This is a genomic window from Streptomyces sp. 3-6 (assembly GCF_056323165.1).
The window spans coordinates 1-14,468 of record NZ_JBWHZP010000003.1 but is presented as its reverse complement, the minus strand read 5'-3'; the positions used below and the strand labels follow the sequence as shown (position 1 = coordinate 14,468).

Here is a 14,468-nt window from a genome sequence, read left to right as displayed (position 1 = left end):
GCGGCGCCGTCCGTCAGGCGCGGGAGGCGGGTCCGTCGGCCGCGGGCGGTTCCTTCCGCTCGGTGACGAAGGAGCCGAGGCCGGGCTCCGTGTATGTCAGCCCCTCTTCCCTCAGTGCGCGCAGCACCTTGTGCGCCGTCGCGTTGGCGATCCCGAACTCCGCGGTGAGCTGCACGACGGAGGGGACGCGCGTGCGCGGCGGGTAGGTGCCGTCGGCGATACGGCCGCGCACCACCTCGGCGACCTGGCGCCAGCGGGGGATGTCGGGAACGAACTCGATCACCGATTCAGGATGAGCATACTTAGCGCGGTACGCGATACAGGGGATGCCTAGCATGCCTAGAATGCCTTGTGTCGCGTGCCGATCCTCATGCTCGCCGGCGCGGACGTCCACCGACCCCGTTCCCCCACCGGAGCCGAGACATGAACGACCTTCCCGTCGCCGCCCCCTTCCCCGCCGGGACGGCCCGATGAACACGCCCGAGCCCCGCCTGCTCCCCTGGTCCGGTGTCGACGGCAGGCCGTGCTACCTGATCGCGGACGACGGCGGCGAGGGGCCGGTCTCCCGGCTCGCCGACACCACGGAGACGGTCCAGCTCGGCATGGGGGCCGAGGTCCTCGCCCACGCACGGGCGCTGATCCCCGACGCGCTGCCCGGCGAACTGCGGCACCTCGCCGAGTGCCTGACCGTGGCCCTCGCGGACGCGCTGCGGGTGGCGGAGAGCAGGGGGCGGCGGCTACGGCGGCTCACCTGAGCGCTGTCCGGACACCTGCACCGCCGGTGCTCACGTATCGCCGCCCAACGCCTCCGCCAGGACCTCCGCGAGGTGCCGGCCCCGCACGCCCGCGAGCTGCTCCAGCTGGGTGCGGCAGGAGAAGCCGTCGGCCAGGACCACCGTGCCGTCCGGGGCGTCCCGGACGGCGGGCAGCAGGTGTTCCTCCGCGCAGGCCGTGGAGACCTCGTAGTGGCCCTTCTCGAAGCCGAAGTTGCCCGCCAGGCCGCAGCAGCCGCCGGACAGGTCGCCGGTGAGACCGGCGGCGTGCCGGAGGCGGCGGTCGGGGGCGTCTCCGAGGACCGCGTGCTGGTGGCAGTGGGTCTGGCCGGTGACGGGGCGGTCCAGGGCGGGCGGGGTCCAGCCCGGGGCGTACTGCTCCAGCGTCTCCGCGAAGGTCCGGACCCGGGAGGCCAGCCGGGCGGCCCGGGGGTCGTCGTGGAGCAGTTCGGGGGCGTCCGTGCGCAGGGCCGCCGCGCAGCTGGGTTCCAGGACGACGAGCGGGGCGTCGGTGTCGAGCACGGGTTCCAGCAGGTCCAGCGTGCGGCGCAGCACGGCGCGGGCCCGGTCGAGCTGCCCGGTGGACACGTAGGTCAGGCCGCAGCAGACCCGTCCGCGGCGGGCGGTGAGCAGGGACAGGGCCGACCGCGAGCGGGCGTCCCCGACCGGGCGGCGGCCCCGGCGCAGGGTCGGGGGCAGGGCCACCCGCAGGCCCGCCGCCTCCAGCACCCGGACGGCGGCCCGGCCCACCGAGGGCGACAGGTGCTCCGTGAACGTGTCCGGCCAGAGGACCACCAGCGTCCCCGCGCCCGCCCCCTCGGCGCCCACCGCGGAACCGCCGGCCACCGCGGAACCACCGGTCACCGCAGCACCGCCGGTCACCGCGGAACCGCCGGCCACCGCAGCACCGCCGGTCACCGCGGCACCGTCCGCCGCTGAACCACCGGTCACCGAAGCGCCGTCGGCGACCGCAACACCGTCCGTCGCCGAAGCGCCGGCCGCCGCCGCGCCTGCCGTCCCCGCCGTGCCGCCGGGCGTCCCTCGCGTCCGCCACCACCGCGTGAACGGGCGGTCCGCCACCCGGGGGATCTCCCGCTCCCCCGCGATCCCGCCGAGCCGTTTCGCCACGCGCGCGAGCGGGCCCACCGAGGCGAGGGCGTTGACGAGCGCCGCCGACCGCGTCCGCGCCACCCAGCCGAGCCACACCGGCAGCCGGCCCATCGCGTAGTGCGCGGCGGGACGGCGCCGGCCGGCGTAGTGGTGGTGCAGGAACTCCGCCTTGTAGGTGGCCATGTCGACGCCCACCGGGCAGTCGGAGCGGCAGCCCTTGCAGGACAGGCACAGGTCGAGGGCGTCCCGCACCTCCGTCGAGCGCCAGCCGTCCGTCACCAGCTCACCGGCGAGCATCTCGTGCAGCAGCCGGGCGCGCCCGCGCGTGGAGTGCTCCTCCTCACCGGTCGCCCGGAACGACGGGCACATCACCGACGGCCCCGACGCCGCCGTCGTACGGCACTTGGCGACGCCCACGCAGCGGCGGACCGCGGCCGAGAAGTCGCCGCCGTCGGCCGGGTAGCCGAACGCCACGTCCACCGGCTCCCGGGGCAGGACGGCGAACCGGAGGTCCGCGTCCAGGGGCGCCGGGTCCACCAGCATGCCCGGGTTGAGCAGTCCGTCCGGGTCCCAGACGCCCTTGACCCGCTCGAACAGGGCGACCGTCTCCGCCCCGTACATGCGCGGCAGCAGCTCGGCCCGCGCCTGCCCGTCGCCGTGCTCCCCGGACAGCGAACCGCCGTGGGCGACGACCAGGTCGGCCAGTTCCTCGGAGAAGCGGCGGAAGCGGGCGACACCCGGCCCGGTCAGCAGGTCGAAGTCGATCCGGACGTGGATGCAGCCGTCCCCGAAGTGCCCGTAGGGGGCACCCCGCAGACCGTGGGCGGCGAGCAGGCCCCGGAAGTCGCGCAGGTACGCGCCCAGCCGGGCGGGCGGCACCGCGCAGTCCTCCCAGCCGGGCCACGCCTCCGTGCCGTCCGGCATCCGGGTCGCGGTGCCGCTCGCGTCCTCGCGGATCCGCCACAGGGTGCGCTGCCGCGCCGGGTCGGTCACGACTACGGCGTCCAGGGCGTCGGCCGCCCGGACCACCGCCTCCGCCCGCGCGCGGGCCTGGGCATCCGTGTCGCCGCCGGTCTCCACGAACAGCCAAGCACCGCCGCGCGGCAGGTCCACGGCCGCCGGCACCAGGTCGGCCGCCATGCCCTCCACGGTCAGCGGCCCGTACGGCAGCAGACCCGCCGCCGCCTCGGCGGCGCCGCTCTCGTCGGCGTACCCGAGCACGGCGAGCGCCCGGGCGCGCGGGGCGGGGACCAGGTCCACCACCGCCTCCGTCAGGAGGGCCAGCGTGCCCTCCGACCCGCAGAGGGAGCGGGCGACGTCACCGCCGTTCTCGGGCAGCAGCGCGTCCAGCGCGTAACCGGAGATGCGGCGGGGCAGGTCGGGGAACCCGGTGCGCAGCCGGGCCAGTTCGCCGTCGACGAGCCGTCGCAGGCCCGCCGGGGCACCCGCCCAGTCCCGGCCGGCGTCCAGCCGCTCGCCGCGCGCGGTCACCACCGACAGCTCGCGGACGTTGTCGGCGGTGGTGCCCCAGGCCACCGAATGGGAGCCGCAGGAGTTGTTGCCGATCATGCCGCCGAGCGTGCAGCGGCCGTGCGTGGACGGGTCCGGCCCGAACCGCAGCCCGTGCGGGGCGGCGGCCTCCTGGAGCCGGTCCAGCACCAGTCCGGGCTGGACGACGGCGGTACGGGCGCGCGGGTCGAGGGAGAGCAGCCGGTTCATGTGCCGGGTGAAGTCCAGCACCACCCCGGTACCGGTCGCCTGCCCCGCGATCGACGTGCCGCCGCCGCGCGCCACCACCGGGACGCCGCGCTCCCGGCAGACCTCCAGGACGGCCGCCACGTCGTCGGCGTCCCGGGGCGCGACCACGCCCAACGGCACCCGGCGGTAGTTGGAGGCGTCCATGGTGGTCAGGGCCCGTGCGGTCGTCCCGAAGTCCACCTCACCGGCCACCGCCGAGCGCAGCGCGGCCCGCAACTCCCGGGAGTCCGCGGAGCCACGGGGAGCGCCCGCCGCCCCGGCGCCGCCCCGGCCGCGCTGCCCGCCCGGGCCGCCGGTCCGGGGCGGGGCACCGGTGCCGCCTTGTCCGCCCTGGTCGCCGGCCCCGCCCGGGCCACCGACGTCACCCCGCCCACGGCCGCCGGTCCCGCCCGGCCCCTGGGCCCCACCTTGTCCGCCGGTACCGCCCGGCCTGCCGGTGCCGCCCCGGCCGCCGGTCCCGCGCGGCCTGCCGGTGCCGCCCCGGCCGCCCCGGCCGCCGGTCCGGTCCGGCCCACCGGTCCCACCGTTTCCGACCGGCCCCTGGGGCCCGCCTTGTCCGCCGGTACCGCCGGTCCCGCCCGGCCTGCCGGTGCCGCCCCGGCCGCCCCGGCCGCCGGTCCGGTCCGGCCCACCGGTCCCACCGTTCCCGACCGGCCCCTGGGGCCCGCCTTGTCCGCCGGTACCGCCGGTCCCGCCCGGCCTGCCGGTGCCGCCCCGGCCGCCGGTCCCGCGCGGCTCGTTCGTCCCGTCCGTCCCGTCCGTGGTGCCCGTCATGGTCTCAGCATGCCCCGGCCCGGCGGATCGGCCCCAGACCCTCGGGTGCGGGGTCCGGCCGGGGCGCCCGGTCCTCCCCCGGCGCGCCCCCTCCCGCCGTCACGGGAGGGTCAGCCTCCGGCCGGCGTACGGGGGTCCGGCTCCCGCTGCGTCACAGGGCCCTCCCCCGGCTCGTCCGCCGGCCCCGGGGCGCCCACCGCTCACCTGCCCTCCCACAGGAATGCCCCGCGCACCCACCCCGCCGCCGCCACCAGCACCAGCACCAGCACCAGCACCAGCACCAGCACCAGCCTGGGACGGCCCCCGCAGCCAGTCACCCCCGGGGCGACCCGCGCTGCCGGCCGGGGGCCGGGGGCAGCCCCGCCGAGCCGCGCCACCGCACCCGGCTCACCCGCGCCGCCGCCCGGCTCACCCGCGCCGCCGAGGTGCGGCTTCCGCTCCCGGTGGGCCGTCCGCCCGGCCGCCGGTCCGGAGCCCACCGCCTCCCCGCGCCTTCCGGCCACGGCCCCGAGCACGGTGGCCGAATTCCGCCGCCATCCGTTTCCGCCCGGGGATCCACCCCGGGAACTGGAAGGGATACTTCCCAAAGCGATCACGAACTCCCATATAGTGACCGCGAGTTGTGCGCACCCTCGTCACTCTCGCCCCAGACGCGACCCCAAAACGACATGGGCGGAACGACACCGGTGCCCGCGCGGGCCACGGCCGAGCGCGGTGACCCCCGGCACGCACACCCGCGGACCAGCCCGAGGACCCGACCGAGGACCTGATTGATGACCTCTCCCCTGCTCCCCGGCGACCGCCCCACCCCACGTGCCCTGCTGCCGATCCCCCTGCTGACCGCGGCCCTCGCCGCACTCGGGACCGTCGCCGCCGTCCTGCCGGCACCGGCGCCGGCCCGGGTCGCCGTCGGGTGGACCGCGGCGATCGCCGGCCTGCTGCTGTGCGCGGCCGCGACGGTCGCCGCGCACGCCGTGCTGACGGCACGCGCGGCCCGCGGACGGCTGGAGACCGTCAGCCAGGACGTCGGACGGCTGCTGCAGGAACGCGCCCGGGTGGCGGAGGACGCCCGCCGCCAGCACGAGCGGCTCACCGGCGAACTCAACCGCGAGCGGGCCCGGTTGTCCGCCGAGCTGGACCAGGAGCGCGCCCACCTGGCGGAGACCCTGACCGCGGAACGCGACCGGCTGAGCGAACACCACGCCGCCCAGACCGCCCAGTTGACGCTCCAGCACGCCGAGGAGAAGGCCGGCCTCACCGAGGCCCACACCGCCGAGATCGAGCGGCTCACCACCGAGCACACTGAGAAACTGCGCCTCATCACCGAGGAACACGCCGCCCACACGGCCCGGTTGACCCGCGACCGGGACGAGGAGCGGGCCGGCTGGGCCGACGAGCGGAACCGCCTCACCGAGGAGAGCGAGCGGCTCCGCGAGGAGAACACCCGGCTGGCGCGGGACCTGCGCGAGGCCAACAGCGCCCGCGCCGCCGCCGTCTCGGCCACCGCGAACACCGCCGGCCGGATGCAGGCGCTGGCCACCGGCATGCTCGCGGACCTGCGCGCCATGGAGGAGAAGCACCAGGACGAGGAGGTGCTGGCCGACCTGCTCCACCTCGACCACCGCACCGCCCAGGCGGGCCGCCTCGCCGACTCCGTCGCCGTCCTGACCGGCGCCCGCTCCGGACGCCGCTGGGCCCGGCCCATCGGCATGGAGTCGATCCTGCGCGGCGCCATGGGGCGCATCAGCGGCTACCAGCGGGTCCGCGTCCACTCCACCAGCGACACCGCCGTCGCCGGGCACGCCGCCGAGGGCGTCATGCACGCCCTCGCCGAACTCCTCGACAACGCCGCGAACTTCTCGCCGCCGACCGCCGAGGTGCACGTCTACGTGGAGGAGGTCCCGGCGGGCGTCATCGTCTCCGTCGAGGACAGCGGGCTCGTCATGGGCGAGTCCCAGCTCCGCCGCGCCGAACGCGCGGTCTCCGGCGAGTCCGCCGAACTCGGCGGCCTGACCGGCACCCGGCTGGGCCTCGCCGTGGTGGGCCGGCTGGCCCGGCGGTACGGCCTGCGGGTCTCCTACCGTCCCTCGGCCCGCGGCGGCACCGGCGTGCTGATGCTCGTCCCCCAGGACATCCTCGTACCGCCGGAGTCGGCCTCGGCCGCCGGCACCCCGCAGACCGCGGCCGGAGCGCCGTCCGCCGCCCCGTCCGCCGTCTCGCCCTCGACCGCGTCCTCGACCGCGTCCTCCGCACCCTTCTCCGCCGCCATCGCGCGGACGGCGCCGGCCGCCGCGGAGCCGTCCCTCCCCTCCCGGACGGCCCCCGGCGGGGAGCCGGAGCCCCGTCACGGCACCGCCGCCCGGTCCGACGCCGACCACCGTGCCCGCGAGGGGACGGCACCCGACCGGACGGCGCGCAACGGCACGGCCCTTCCCGCGCCCCGCACCCCGTCCGGCGCCACGGCGCCCCCGGCGCCGTCCTCCTCCACGGCGGGCCGCGCCGGGGCCTTCGAGTCGGCCTCCGAGCCGCTGCAGTCCCACGGCTCCCCGGCCGACGCCACCCCGGCCACCGGCGCCCCCGCTGCCGACCCGGGCGCCGACGCGCCCGCACCGCTCACGCTGCCGCGCCGCCGTCGGGGCCGCACCCTCGCGGCGGCCGAGCGCACCCGGCAGGACACCGCCCCCGCCCCGCGTCCCGCGCCCACCGCCGAGGAGACCCGGGCCCGCACCGCCCGCTTCCACTCCTTCCGCCAGGCCGTCCGCACCGTCGCGGAGGAGACGGCCCCGGGCCAGGACGCGACCCTCCCGAACCCGGACGACACCCTCCCGGGCCCGGACGACACCCTCCCGGGCCCGGACGCGAACCCTCCGAGCCCGGACGCGACACCCCGGCCCGACGCGACACCCCAGGCGGACGGGACGTCCCGAGCAGGGGAGGACACCACCACCGGCACGGCCGCCTCCACGGCCACCGCCCCCTCCGCCGGCACGTCCACAGCCGAAACCGGCACCGACGCCCCGCCCCCGGCCCCCGGCACCGACACCGACACCCGCGAGGCCACCGAAACCTCCGAAGCCACCACGGCCATAGGAGCCCCCGGAACCCCCGGGCCCCCCGGAACAACCCCCGAGGCCACCCGGACCCCCCGGACGACCGACCACCCCGCAGCAACCCCCCGCATCCCGGAAGGCGACACGACCACATGACCGGCACGACGACCGCCGACGACAAGCTCACCTGGCTGATCGAGGGCCTGCTGGAGCGCACGCCGGGCGCGCGGCACGCGCTCGTGCTGTCCCGGGACGGCCTGAAACTGTGCCGCACCCCGGAGCTCTCCGCCGACCAGGCCGACCAGCTCGCCGCCATCGCCGCGGGCATCCAGTCCCTGTCCCACGGTGCCTCCGTCGAGTTCGGCGACGGCAGCGGCGGCGTGCGCTCGGCGATGACCGAGTTCTACGGCGGGGTGCTGTTCATCGTCGAGGCGGGCGAGGGCGCGCACCTGGCCGTCGTCACCGCCGAGGACGCGGACGCCGGGCTCGTCGGCCACAACATGAGCGAGCTCGTGGAACAGCTCGGCGAGCACCTGACCGCCCAGCCCCGGACCTCATGAGCAGGCCGGGCAGGGACGACGCGCCGGACCGGCTCTACACGCTCACCCAGGGGCGCAGCCGGTCCGGCCCCGACAACCCCTTCGACCTGGTGACCCTCGTCGTCGCCGAGTGCGACCCGACGCCCGGCATGCAGTCCGAGCACGCGGAGATCCTGCGGCTGACCGAACGCCCCACGGCGGTGGTGGAGATCGCCGCCGTGCTGAAGCTGCCGGTGAGCATCACGCGCATCCTGCTGTCCGACCTGCTCGCCGCAGGCCGGGTCAGCGCCCGGCACCCGCGCAGAACCGCCGTTCCCGACCCCGACATCCTGGAGCAGGTGCTCGTTGGACTCCGCAACCTCTGACCCGCGCCCCACGGACGGGGCCCGCACACCGCTCGGCTCGTCGGCCGACAACGGCCTCAAGATCGTCGTCGTGGGCGGCTTCGGCGCCGGGAAGACCACCATGGTCCGCTCGGTCAGCGAGATCCGTCCCCTCAACACCGAGGAGACGATGACCCAGGCGGGCGAGGCCGTCGACGACGTCAGCGGGGTGCGCGGCAAGACCGCGACCACCGTCGCCTTCGACTTCGGCCGCATCACGCTCGACGCGCGCAACGTGCTGTACCTGTTCGGCGCGCCCGGCCAGGAACGCTTCTGGTTCCTGTGGGACCGGCTGTTCTCCGGCACGCTGGGCGCGGTCGTCCTCGTCGACACCCGGCGCATCGACGACTCCTGGTACGCCATCGACCGGCTGGAGAAGCACGGCACGCCGTTCATCGTGGCCTGCAACGACTTCGGCGGCCCCACCTTCACCCCGCAGCAGATCCGCGAGGCGCTGGACCTCGACCCGCACGTGCCGCTGGTCAACTGCGACGCGCGGTCCCGGGAGTCCAGCAAGATCGTGCTGATCACGCTGGTGGAGCACATCCAGGCCCGGTACGCCTCCCCCTCCCGCGACTCCCGTCAGGAGCTGGTGTGAGCCCCGCCCCCCATTCCGCCCCGCACCCCGATCCCGTCCGCCTGAGCGGCCCCCTGCTCCAGGACGACCCGGCCAGGGTGTACCGGGAGATGCGGCGCGCCCACGGCAGCGTCGTCCCCGTCCTGCTCGACGGCGACATACCGGCCTGGCTGGTGCTCGGCTACCGCGAACTGCACCAGATCACCGGCGACCCGGTGCTGTTCAGCCGCGACTCCGACCTGTGGAGCCAGTGGGTCAACATCCCCGACGACTGGCCGCTGCTGCCGATGATCGGCCGCAAGCAGCCGTCGATCCTCTACACGGTCGGCGAACGGCACCGGCAGCGCGCCGGGATGATGACCGCCGCGCTGGAGGCCGTTGACCCGTTCGAACTGCGGCGCTCCGCCGAGAAGTTCGCCGACGAACTGATCGACGGCATCTGCCCCGAGGGCCGCGCGGACATCATCGCCGAGTACGCGATGCTGCTCCCGGTGCGGGTCCTGACCCGCCTCTACGGCTTCACCGACGACCAGGGCCCGGCCCTGGTCACCGCCCTCAACGACATGATCGACGGGCGGGAGCGGGCCATCGCCGGGCAGACCCACCTGTTCACGTCGATGACGGAGCTGGTGGCGCTGCGCCGGGAGCGGCCCGCCGACGACGTGGTGACCCGGATGCTCGCCGACACCTCCGGGTTCACCGACGAGGAGATCGTCCAGGACCTGATGGTGATGATGGCGGCCGGGCACCAGCCCACCGCCGACTGGATCGGCAACTCGCTGCACCTCATGCTCACCGACAGCCGGTTCGCGGCCTCCCTGTTCGGCGGCCGCAACAGCATCGCCGAGGCGATGAACGAGGTGCTGTGGGAGGACACCCCCACCCAGAACGTGGCCGGGCGCTGGGCGTCCCGCGACACCCAGCTGGGCGGGCGCCGCATCCGGGCCGGCGACATGCTGCTGCTGGGCCTGCAGGGCGCCAACGCCGACCCGCAGGTGCGCACCGACGGCTCCGCGCTGACCGGCGGCAACGGCGCCCACTTCTCCTTCGGCCACGGCGAACACCGCTGCCCCTTCCCGGCGCAGGAGATCGCCGAGGTGATCGCGCGCACCGGCATCGAGGTCGTCCTCGACCGGCTGCCGGACATCGACCTCGCGGTGCCGGCCGCCTCGCTCTCCCGCCGCCCGTCGCCCTGGCTGCGCGGGCTGTCGGAACTTCCGGTCACCTTCACTCCCACCCCCGCCCTTGGAGGAACGCCCGCATGACGGCCGCCACGGACCCGACCGCACCGCGCGCCACCGCCCCGCACCCGGCGGCGGGCACGGACCGCATCCACCTCGACCCCTTCGTCTCCGACCTGGACGGGGAGAGCGCCGCGCTGCGGGCGGCCGGGCCGCTGGCCGCGGTGACGCTGCCGGGCGGCGTGGACGTGTGGGCGGTCACCCACCACGCCGAGGCGAAGAAGCTGCTGACCGACCCGCGGCTGGTGAAGGACATCAACGTCTGGGGTGCCTGGCAGCGCGGCGAGATAGCCCCCGACTGGCCGCTGATCGGCCTGGCCAACCCGCCCCGCTCCATGCTGACCGTCGACGGCGCCGACCACCGCCGACTGCGCACCCTGGTCGCGCAGGCGCTCACGCCCCGCCGGGTCGAGCACATGCGGGAACGCATCACCGAGCTGACGGACTCGCTGCTCGACCGGGTGGCCGCCGAGCCGGGCGACACCGTGGACCTGAAGGCGCTGTTCGCGTACCCGCTGCCGATGTACGTCATCGCCGACCTGATGGGCCTGCCGGAGGAACGGCTGCCGCGGCTCAAGGTGTTGTTCGAGAAGTTCTTCTCCACGCAGACCCCGCCGGAGGAGGTCGTCGCCACGCTCACCGAGCTGGCCGCGATCATGGCCGAGACGGTCGCGCACAAGCGGGAGAACCCGGGCAACGACCTGACGTCCGCACTGGTGCAGGCGTCGGAGGGCGGCGACCGGCTCACCGACGAGGAGATCGTCTCCACGCTCCAGCTGATGGTGGCCGCCGGACACGAGACGACGATCTCCCTGATCGTCAACGCGGTGGTCAACCTCTCCACCCACCCCGAGCAGCGGGAGCTGGTGCTGTCCGGGAAGGCCGAGTGGCCGGCGGTGATCGAGGAGACGCTGCGCTGGTCCACGCCCACCTCGCACGTCCTGATCCGGTTCGCCACCGAGGACGTGCCCGTCGGCGACAAGGTGCTGCCCGCCGGGGACGCGCTGATCGTGTCGTACGCGGCGATCGGCCGCGACGAGCAGGCGCACGGTCCGACGGCCGGTGAGTTCGACATCACCCGGGAGACCGCCGGCCGGCACATCTCCTTCGGCCACGGCCCGCACGTCTGCCCCGGCGCCGCCCTGTCCCGGCTGGAGGCCGGCGTGGCGCTCCCGGCGCTCTACGCCCGCTTCCCCGGCCTCGACCTGGCCGTTCCGGCCGGCGAGCTGCGCAACAAGCCGGTCGTCACGCAGAACGACCTGTACGAGCTGCCGGTGCGCCTCGGCACCTGACGCCCGGGACGGCCGGTGGACCGCACGGTCCGCCGGCCGTCTCAGCGGACGGACGAAACGCGCCGCGCCCCTCCGTCAGCCGCTAGGCTCCCCTTTCGTGGCTGAGATCCAGATTCCCGCTGACATCAAGCCCGCCGACGGACGTTTCGGCGCGGGTCCCTCCAAGGTGCGGACGGAGGCGCTGGACGCCCTGGCCGCGACCGGCACGTCCCTGCTCGGCACCTCCCACCGCCAGGCCCCGGTGAAGAACCTGGTCGGCAGCGTGCGCGAGGGCATCCGCGAGCTGTTCCAGCTCCCCGAGGGCTACGAGGTCGTCCTCGGCAACGGCGGCTCCACCGCCTTCTGGGACATCGCGACCCACGGCCTGATCGAGAACAGGTCGCAGCACCTCACCTTCGGCGAGTTCAGCTCCAAGTTCGCCAAGGCGGCCAAGCAGGCCCCCTGGCTCGCCGACCCGGACGTCATCGCCGCCGACCCCGGCACCCACCCCGAGGCGGCCGCCGCCGCCGGTGTCGACGTCTACGCCTTCACCCACAACGAGACCTCCACCGGCGTGGCCATGCCGATCAAGCGGCCGGCCGGTGCCGACGAGGGCGCGCTCGTCCTGGTCGACGCCACGTCCGGCGCGGGCGGCCTGCCCGTCGACATCGCCGAGACCGACGTCTACTACTTCGCCCCGCAGAAGTCCTTCGCCTCCGACGGCGGCCTGTGGATCGGCGTGTTCTCCCCGGCCGCCGTCGAGCGCGCCGAGCGGATCCACGCGAGCGGCCGCCACATCCCGGAGTTCTTCTCCCTGCCCACGGCGATCGACAACTCCCGCAAGAACCAGACGTACAACACCCCGGCCCTGGCCACCCTGTTCCTGCTGAACCAGCAGCTGGAGTGGCTCAACGGCCAGGGCGGCCTGGACTGGGCGGTCCGCCGCACCGCCACCTCCGCCCGCACCCTGTACGGCTGGGCCGAGGACATCAAGTACGCCAACCCGTTCGTCACCGACCCGGCCAAGCGCTCCCAGGTCATCGGCACGATCGACTTCACCGACGAGGTCGACGCCGCCGCCGTCGCCAAGGTGCTGCGCGCCAACGGCGTCGTCGACACCGAGCCCTACCGCAAGCTGGGCCGCAACCAGCTCCGGGTGGCGATGTTCCCGGCGATCGACCCGGCCGACGTCGAGGCGCTCACCAAGTGCGTCGACCACGTCATCGAGAAGCTGTAGCCGCACCGCCGTCATGAGGGGCGCCCGGCCGGACGGCCGGGCGCCCCTCGTTTCACCGGCCGAGCCGCTGGAACCTCCGCACCGCGAGCGGCAGGAAGACCAGCGTCAGCACCAGCGGCCACACACCCGCCATGAGCAGCGCGTGCTGCTCGATCCAGGAGTCACCGACGGCGGCCGGTGTGCCGAACAGGTCACGGGCGGCGACGGCCGTCGCCGAGATCGGGTTCCAGGCGGCCACCACCCCCAGCCAGTCGGGCATCAGCTGCGGGGCGACGAAGACACTGGAGATCATCGTGACGGGGAAAGCCACCGCGAACAGGCCACCCGCCGCTTCCGGGTTGGGCACGAGCAGCCCCAGCCAGACCCCGGCCCAGATCAGCGCGAACCGGAGCCACAGCAGCAGGCCGAACGCCGCCACGAAGCCCCAGCCGGTCTCCGGACGCCAGCCCATGGCCAGCGCGGTCAGCATCATGATGCCCAACTCGGCGCAGGCGACGGCAAGATCGGTCACGCCCCGCCCGGCAACCACGGCGGACGGGGCCATCGGCATCGAACGGAACCGGTCGATGACGCCCTTGGTGGAGTCGTACACCACGATGGTCGCCGTGTTGACGAACCCGAACGCCATCGTCATCACGAACATCCCCGGCATCAGGAAGTCGGTGTAGTTCCCGCCGCCGGGCACCTTCATGGCGCTGCCGAAGACGTAGCCGTACAGCAGCACCGACATGATCGGGAAGCCCAGCTGCCAGGCGATGTTGGCGGGCTGACGCGTGTAGTGGGTGAGCCCGCGGCGGACGATGTTCCAGCAGTCGGCGACGGCCCAGTACGCGCGGCCGTGCCCGGCCTGCGCGGTCGGCTGCAGGGTGCTCATGCCGCCGCCTCCTCGTCCTGGCCGCCCGTCCCGTGCCCCGTGAGGCGCAGGAACACGTCGTCGAGGCTGGGCCTGCGCAGCCCGATGTCCTCGACCGGCACGCCCTCGTCCTGGAGGGTGCGGACCACCTCGGTCAGGGCCCCGACCCGGTCGGTGACGGCGGCGTGGACGCGCGCCTGTGCCGTGTCCGTCTCCGGTTCCCCCTCGGCGACCCGCGCAACGATCTTCATCACCCGGGGGAGGTCGGCGCGTTCGGCGACCACGACCTCGACACGGTCGCCGCCGACGAGGTTCTTCAGACCCTCCGGACTGTCGTCGGCGATGGCCCTGCCCCGGTCGATGACCGTGACGCGGGAGGCCAGCCGGTCGGCCTCCTCCAGGTACTGCGTGGTCAGCAGCACCGTCGTGCCGCCCGCCACCAGGCTTCTGACGGGCTCCCAGACCTCGCCCCGGCTGCGCGGGTCGAGCCCGGTGGTGGGCTCGTCCAGGAACAGCACCGCCGGGGCCAGGATCATCGAGGCGGCCAGGTCGAGACGGCGCCGCATGCCGCCGCTGTACTCGCCGGCCCCCTTGTCGGCCGCGTCGGTCAGATCGAACTGCTCCAGCAGCTCGGCCGCCCGTGCACGGGCCCGGGCGCCGCCCAGGTGGAACAGCCGGCCGAACATCTCCAGGTTCTGCCGTCCCGTGAGCACCTCGTCCACCGCCGCGTACTGCCCGGCTAGCCCCAAGGCCGTGAAGTTTGCGGCTGGGGCGTGTCGTCAAGGGCCTGCGGGCGCGAGGATTTCGATGCCGGTGGTGGCTTTGTAGCTGGTCCGGTCGATGCGGGGGCCTCGGGCCTGGTACTTGGAGATGGCGCGTTTGACGATGCGGGGGCTGACGCG

Annotated in this window: 12 protein-coding genes and 1 pseudogene; 8 read left to right on the top strand and 5 right to left on the bottom strand. The window is 75.0% G+C overall.

Annotation, left to right across the window (positions count from 1 at the left end; translation table 11 throughout):
• Nucleotides 1-13 precede the first annotated feature (13 nt).
• Nucleotides 14-283, bottom strand: a complete 270-nt coding sequence (locus AC02VZ_RS06195; RefSeq protein ID WP_432057301.1) for a GntR family transcriptional regulator — start codon at nt 281-283, stop codon at nt 14-16.
• 187 nt (nt 284-470) lie between these two features.
• On the opposite strand from AC02VZ_RS06195, the gene AC02VZ_RS06190 reads away from it, so the two are divergent.
• Nucleotides 471-755: a hypothetical protein gene (locus AC02VZ_RS06190; protein ID WP_476474758.1), complete on the top strand. Its 285-nt coding sequence runs from the start codon at nt 471-473 to the stop codon at nt 753-755.
• 30 nt (nt 756-785) lie between these two features.
• On the opposite strand, the gene AC02VZ_RS06185 is transcribed toward AC02VZ_RS06190, so the two are convergent.
• Together AC02VZ_RS06185 and AC02VZ_RS06180 are read right to left on the bottom strand one after the other, a co-directional pair.
• On the bottom strand, nt 786-3,785 hold the full coding sequence (locus AC02VZ_RS06185; protein WP_476474901.1) for an FAD-binding and (Fe-S)-binding domain-containing protein: 3,000 nt from the start codon (nt 3,783-3,785) through the stop codon (nt 786-788).
• A gap of 830 nt (nt 3,786-4,615) precedes the next feature.
• Nucleotides 4,616-4,918, bottom strand: coding sequence for a hypothetical protein (locus tag AC02VZ_RS06180; protein WP_476474757.1), 303 nt, complete (start codon nt 4,916-4,918; stop codon nt 4,616-4,618).
• Nucleotides 4,919-5,188: 270 nt separating this feature from the next.
• On the opposite strand from AC02VZ_RS06180, the gene AC02VZ_RS06175 reads away from it, so the two are divergent.
• The 7 genes from AC02VZ_RS06175 (at nt 5,189) to serC (ending at nt 12,713) form a co-directional block, all read left to right on the top strand.
• Entirely contained in the window at nt 5,189-7,621 is a 2,433-nt protein-coding gene (locus AC02VZ_RS06175; RefSeq protein WP_476474756.1) for a sensor histidine kinase, read from the top strand.
• Nucleotides 7,618-8,025 carry a roadblock/LC7 domain-containing protein gene (locus AC02VZ_RS06170; RefSeq protein ID WP_362099717.1) on the top strand — a complete coding sequence of 136 codons (408 nt, stop codon included), beginning with the start codon at nt 7,618-7,620 and terminating at the stop codon, nt 8,023-8,025. Before AC02VZ_RS06175 ends, AC02VZ_RS06170 begins: the two co-directional genes overlap by 4 nt.
• Nucleotides 8,022-8,369: a DUF742 domain-containing protein gene (locus AC02VZ_RS06165; RefSeq protein WP_432057304.1), complete on the top strand. Its 348-nt coding sequence runs from the start codon at nt 8,022-8,024 to the stop codon at nt 8,367-8,369. The genes AC02VZ_RS06170 and AC02VZ_RS06165 overlap by 4 nt, the downstream gene beginning before the upstream one ends.
• Nucleotides 8,350-8,985, top strand: a complete 636-nt coding sequence (locus AC02VZ_RS06160) for a GTP-binding protein (RefSeq protein ID WP_476474755.1) — start codon at nt 8,350-8,352, stop codon at nt 8,983-8,985. Before AC02VZ_RS06165 ends, AC02VZ_RS06160 begins: the two co-directional genes overlap by 20 nt.
• A complete protein-coding gene (locus tag AC02VZ_RS06155; protein WP_476474754.1) occupies nt 8,982-10,229 on the top strand; it encodes a cytochrome P450 in 1,248 nt (415 codons plus the stop codon). The genes AC02VZ_RS06160 and AC02VZ_RS06155 overlap by 4 nt, the downstream gene beginning before the upstream one ends.
• Nucleotides 10,226-11,497 (top strand): cytochrome P450 family protein, encoded by a 1,272-nt coding sequence (locus tag AC02VZ_RS06150; RefSeq protein ID WP_476474753.1) that lies wholly within the window; start codon nt 10,226-10,228, stop codon nt 11,495-11,497. Before AC02VZ_RS06155 ends, AC02VZ_RS06150 begins: the two co-directional genes overlap by 4 nt.
• 97 nt (nt 11,498-11,594) lie before the next feature.
• Nucleotides 11,595-12,713 carry a phosphoserine transaminase gene (gene serC / locus AC02VZ_RS06145; protein WP_476474752.1) on the top strand — a complete coding sequence of 373 codons (1,119 nt, stop codon included), beginning with the start codon at nt 11,595-11,597 and terminating at the stop codon, nt 12,711-12,713.
• 52 nt (nt 12,714-12,765) lie between these two features.
• Here serC and AC02VZ_RS06140 read toward each other — a convergent pair whose 3' ends face one another.
• Both AC02VZ_RS06140 and AC02VZ_RS06135 read right to left on the bottom strand, forming a co-directional pair.
• Nucleotides 12,766-13,587 (bottom strand): ABC transporter permease, encoded by an 822-nt coding sequence (locus AC02VZ_RS06140; RefSeq protein ID WP_432057309.1) that lies wholly within the window; start codon nt 13,585-13,587, stop codon nt 12,766-12,768.
• Nucleotides 13,584-14,315: pseudogene (locus AC02VZ_RS06135) on the bottom strand (ATP-binding cassette domain-containing protein); the annotation flags it as partial. The gene AC02VZ_RS06140 and the pseudogene AC02VZ_RS06135, both read right to left, overlap by 4 nt.
• Nucleotides 14,316-14,468 lie beyond the last annotated feature (153 nt).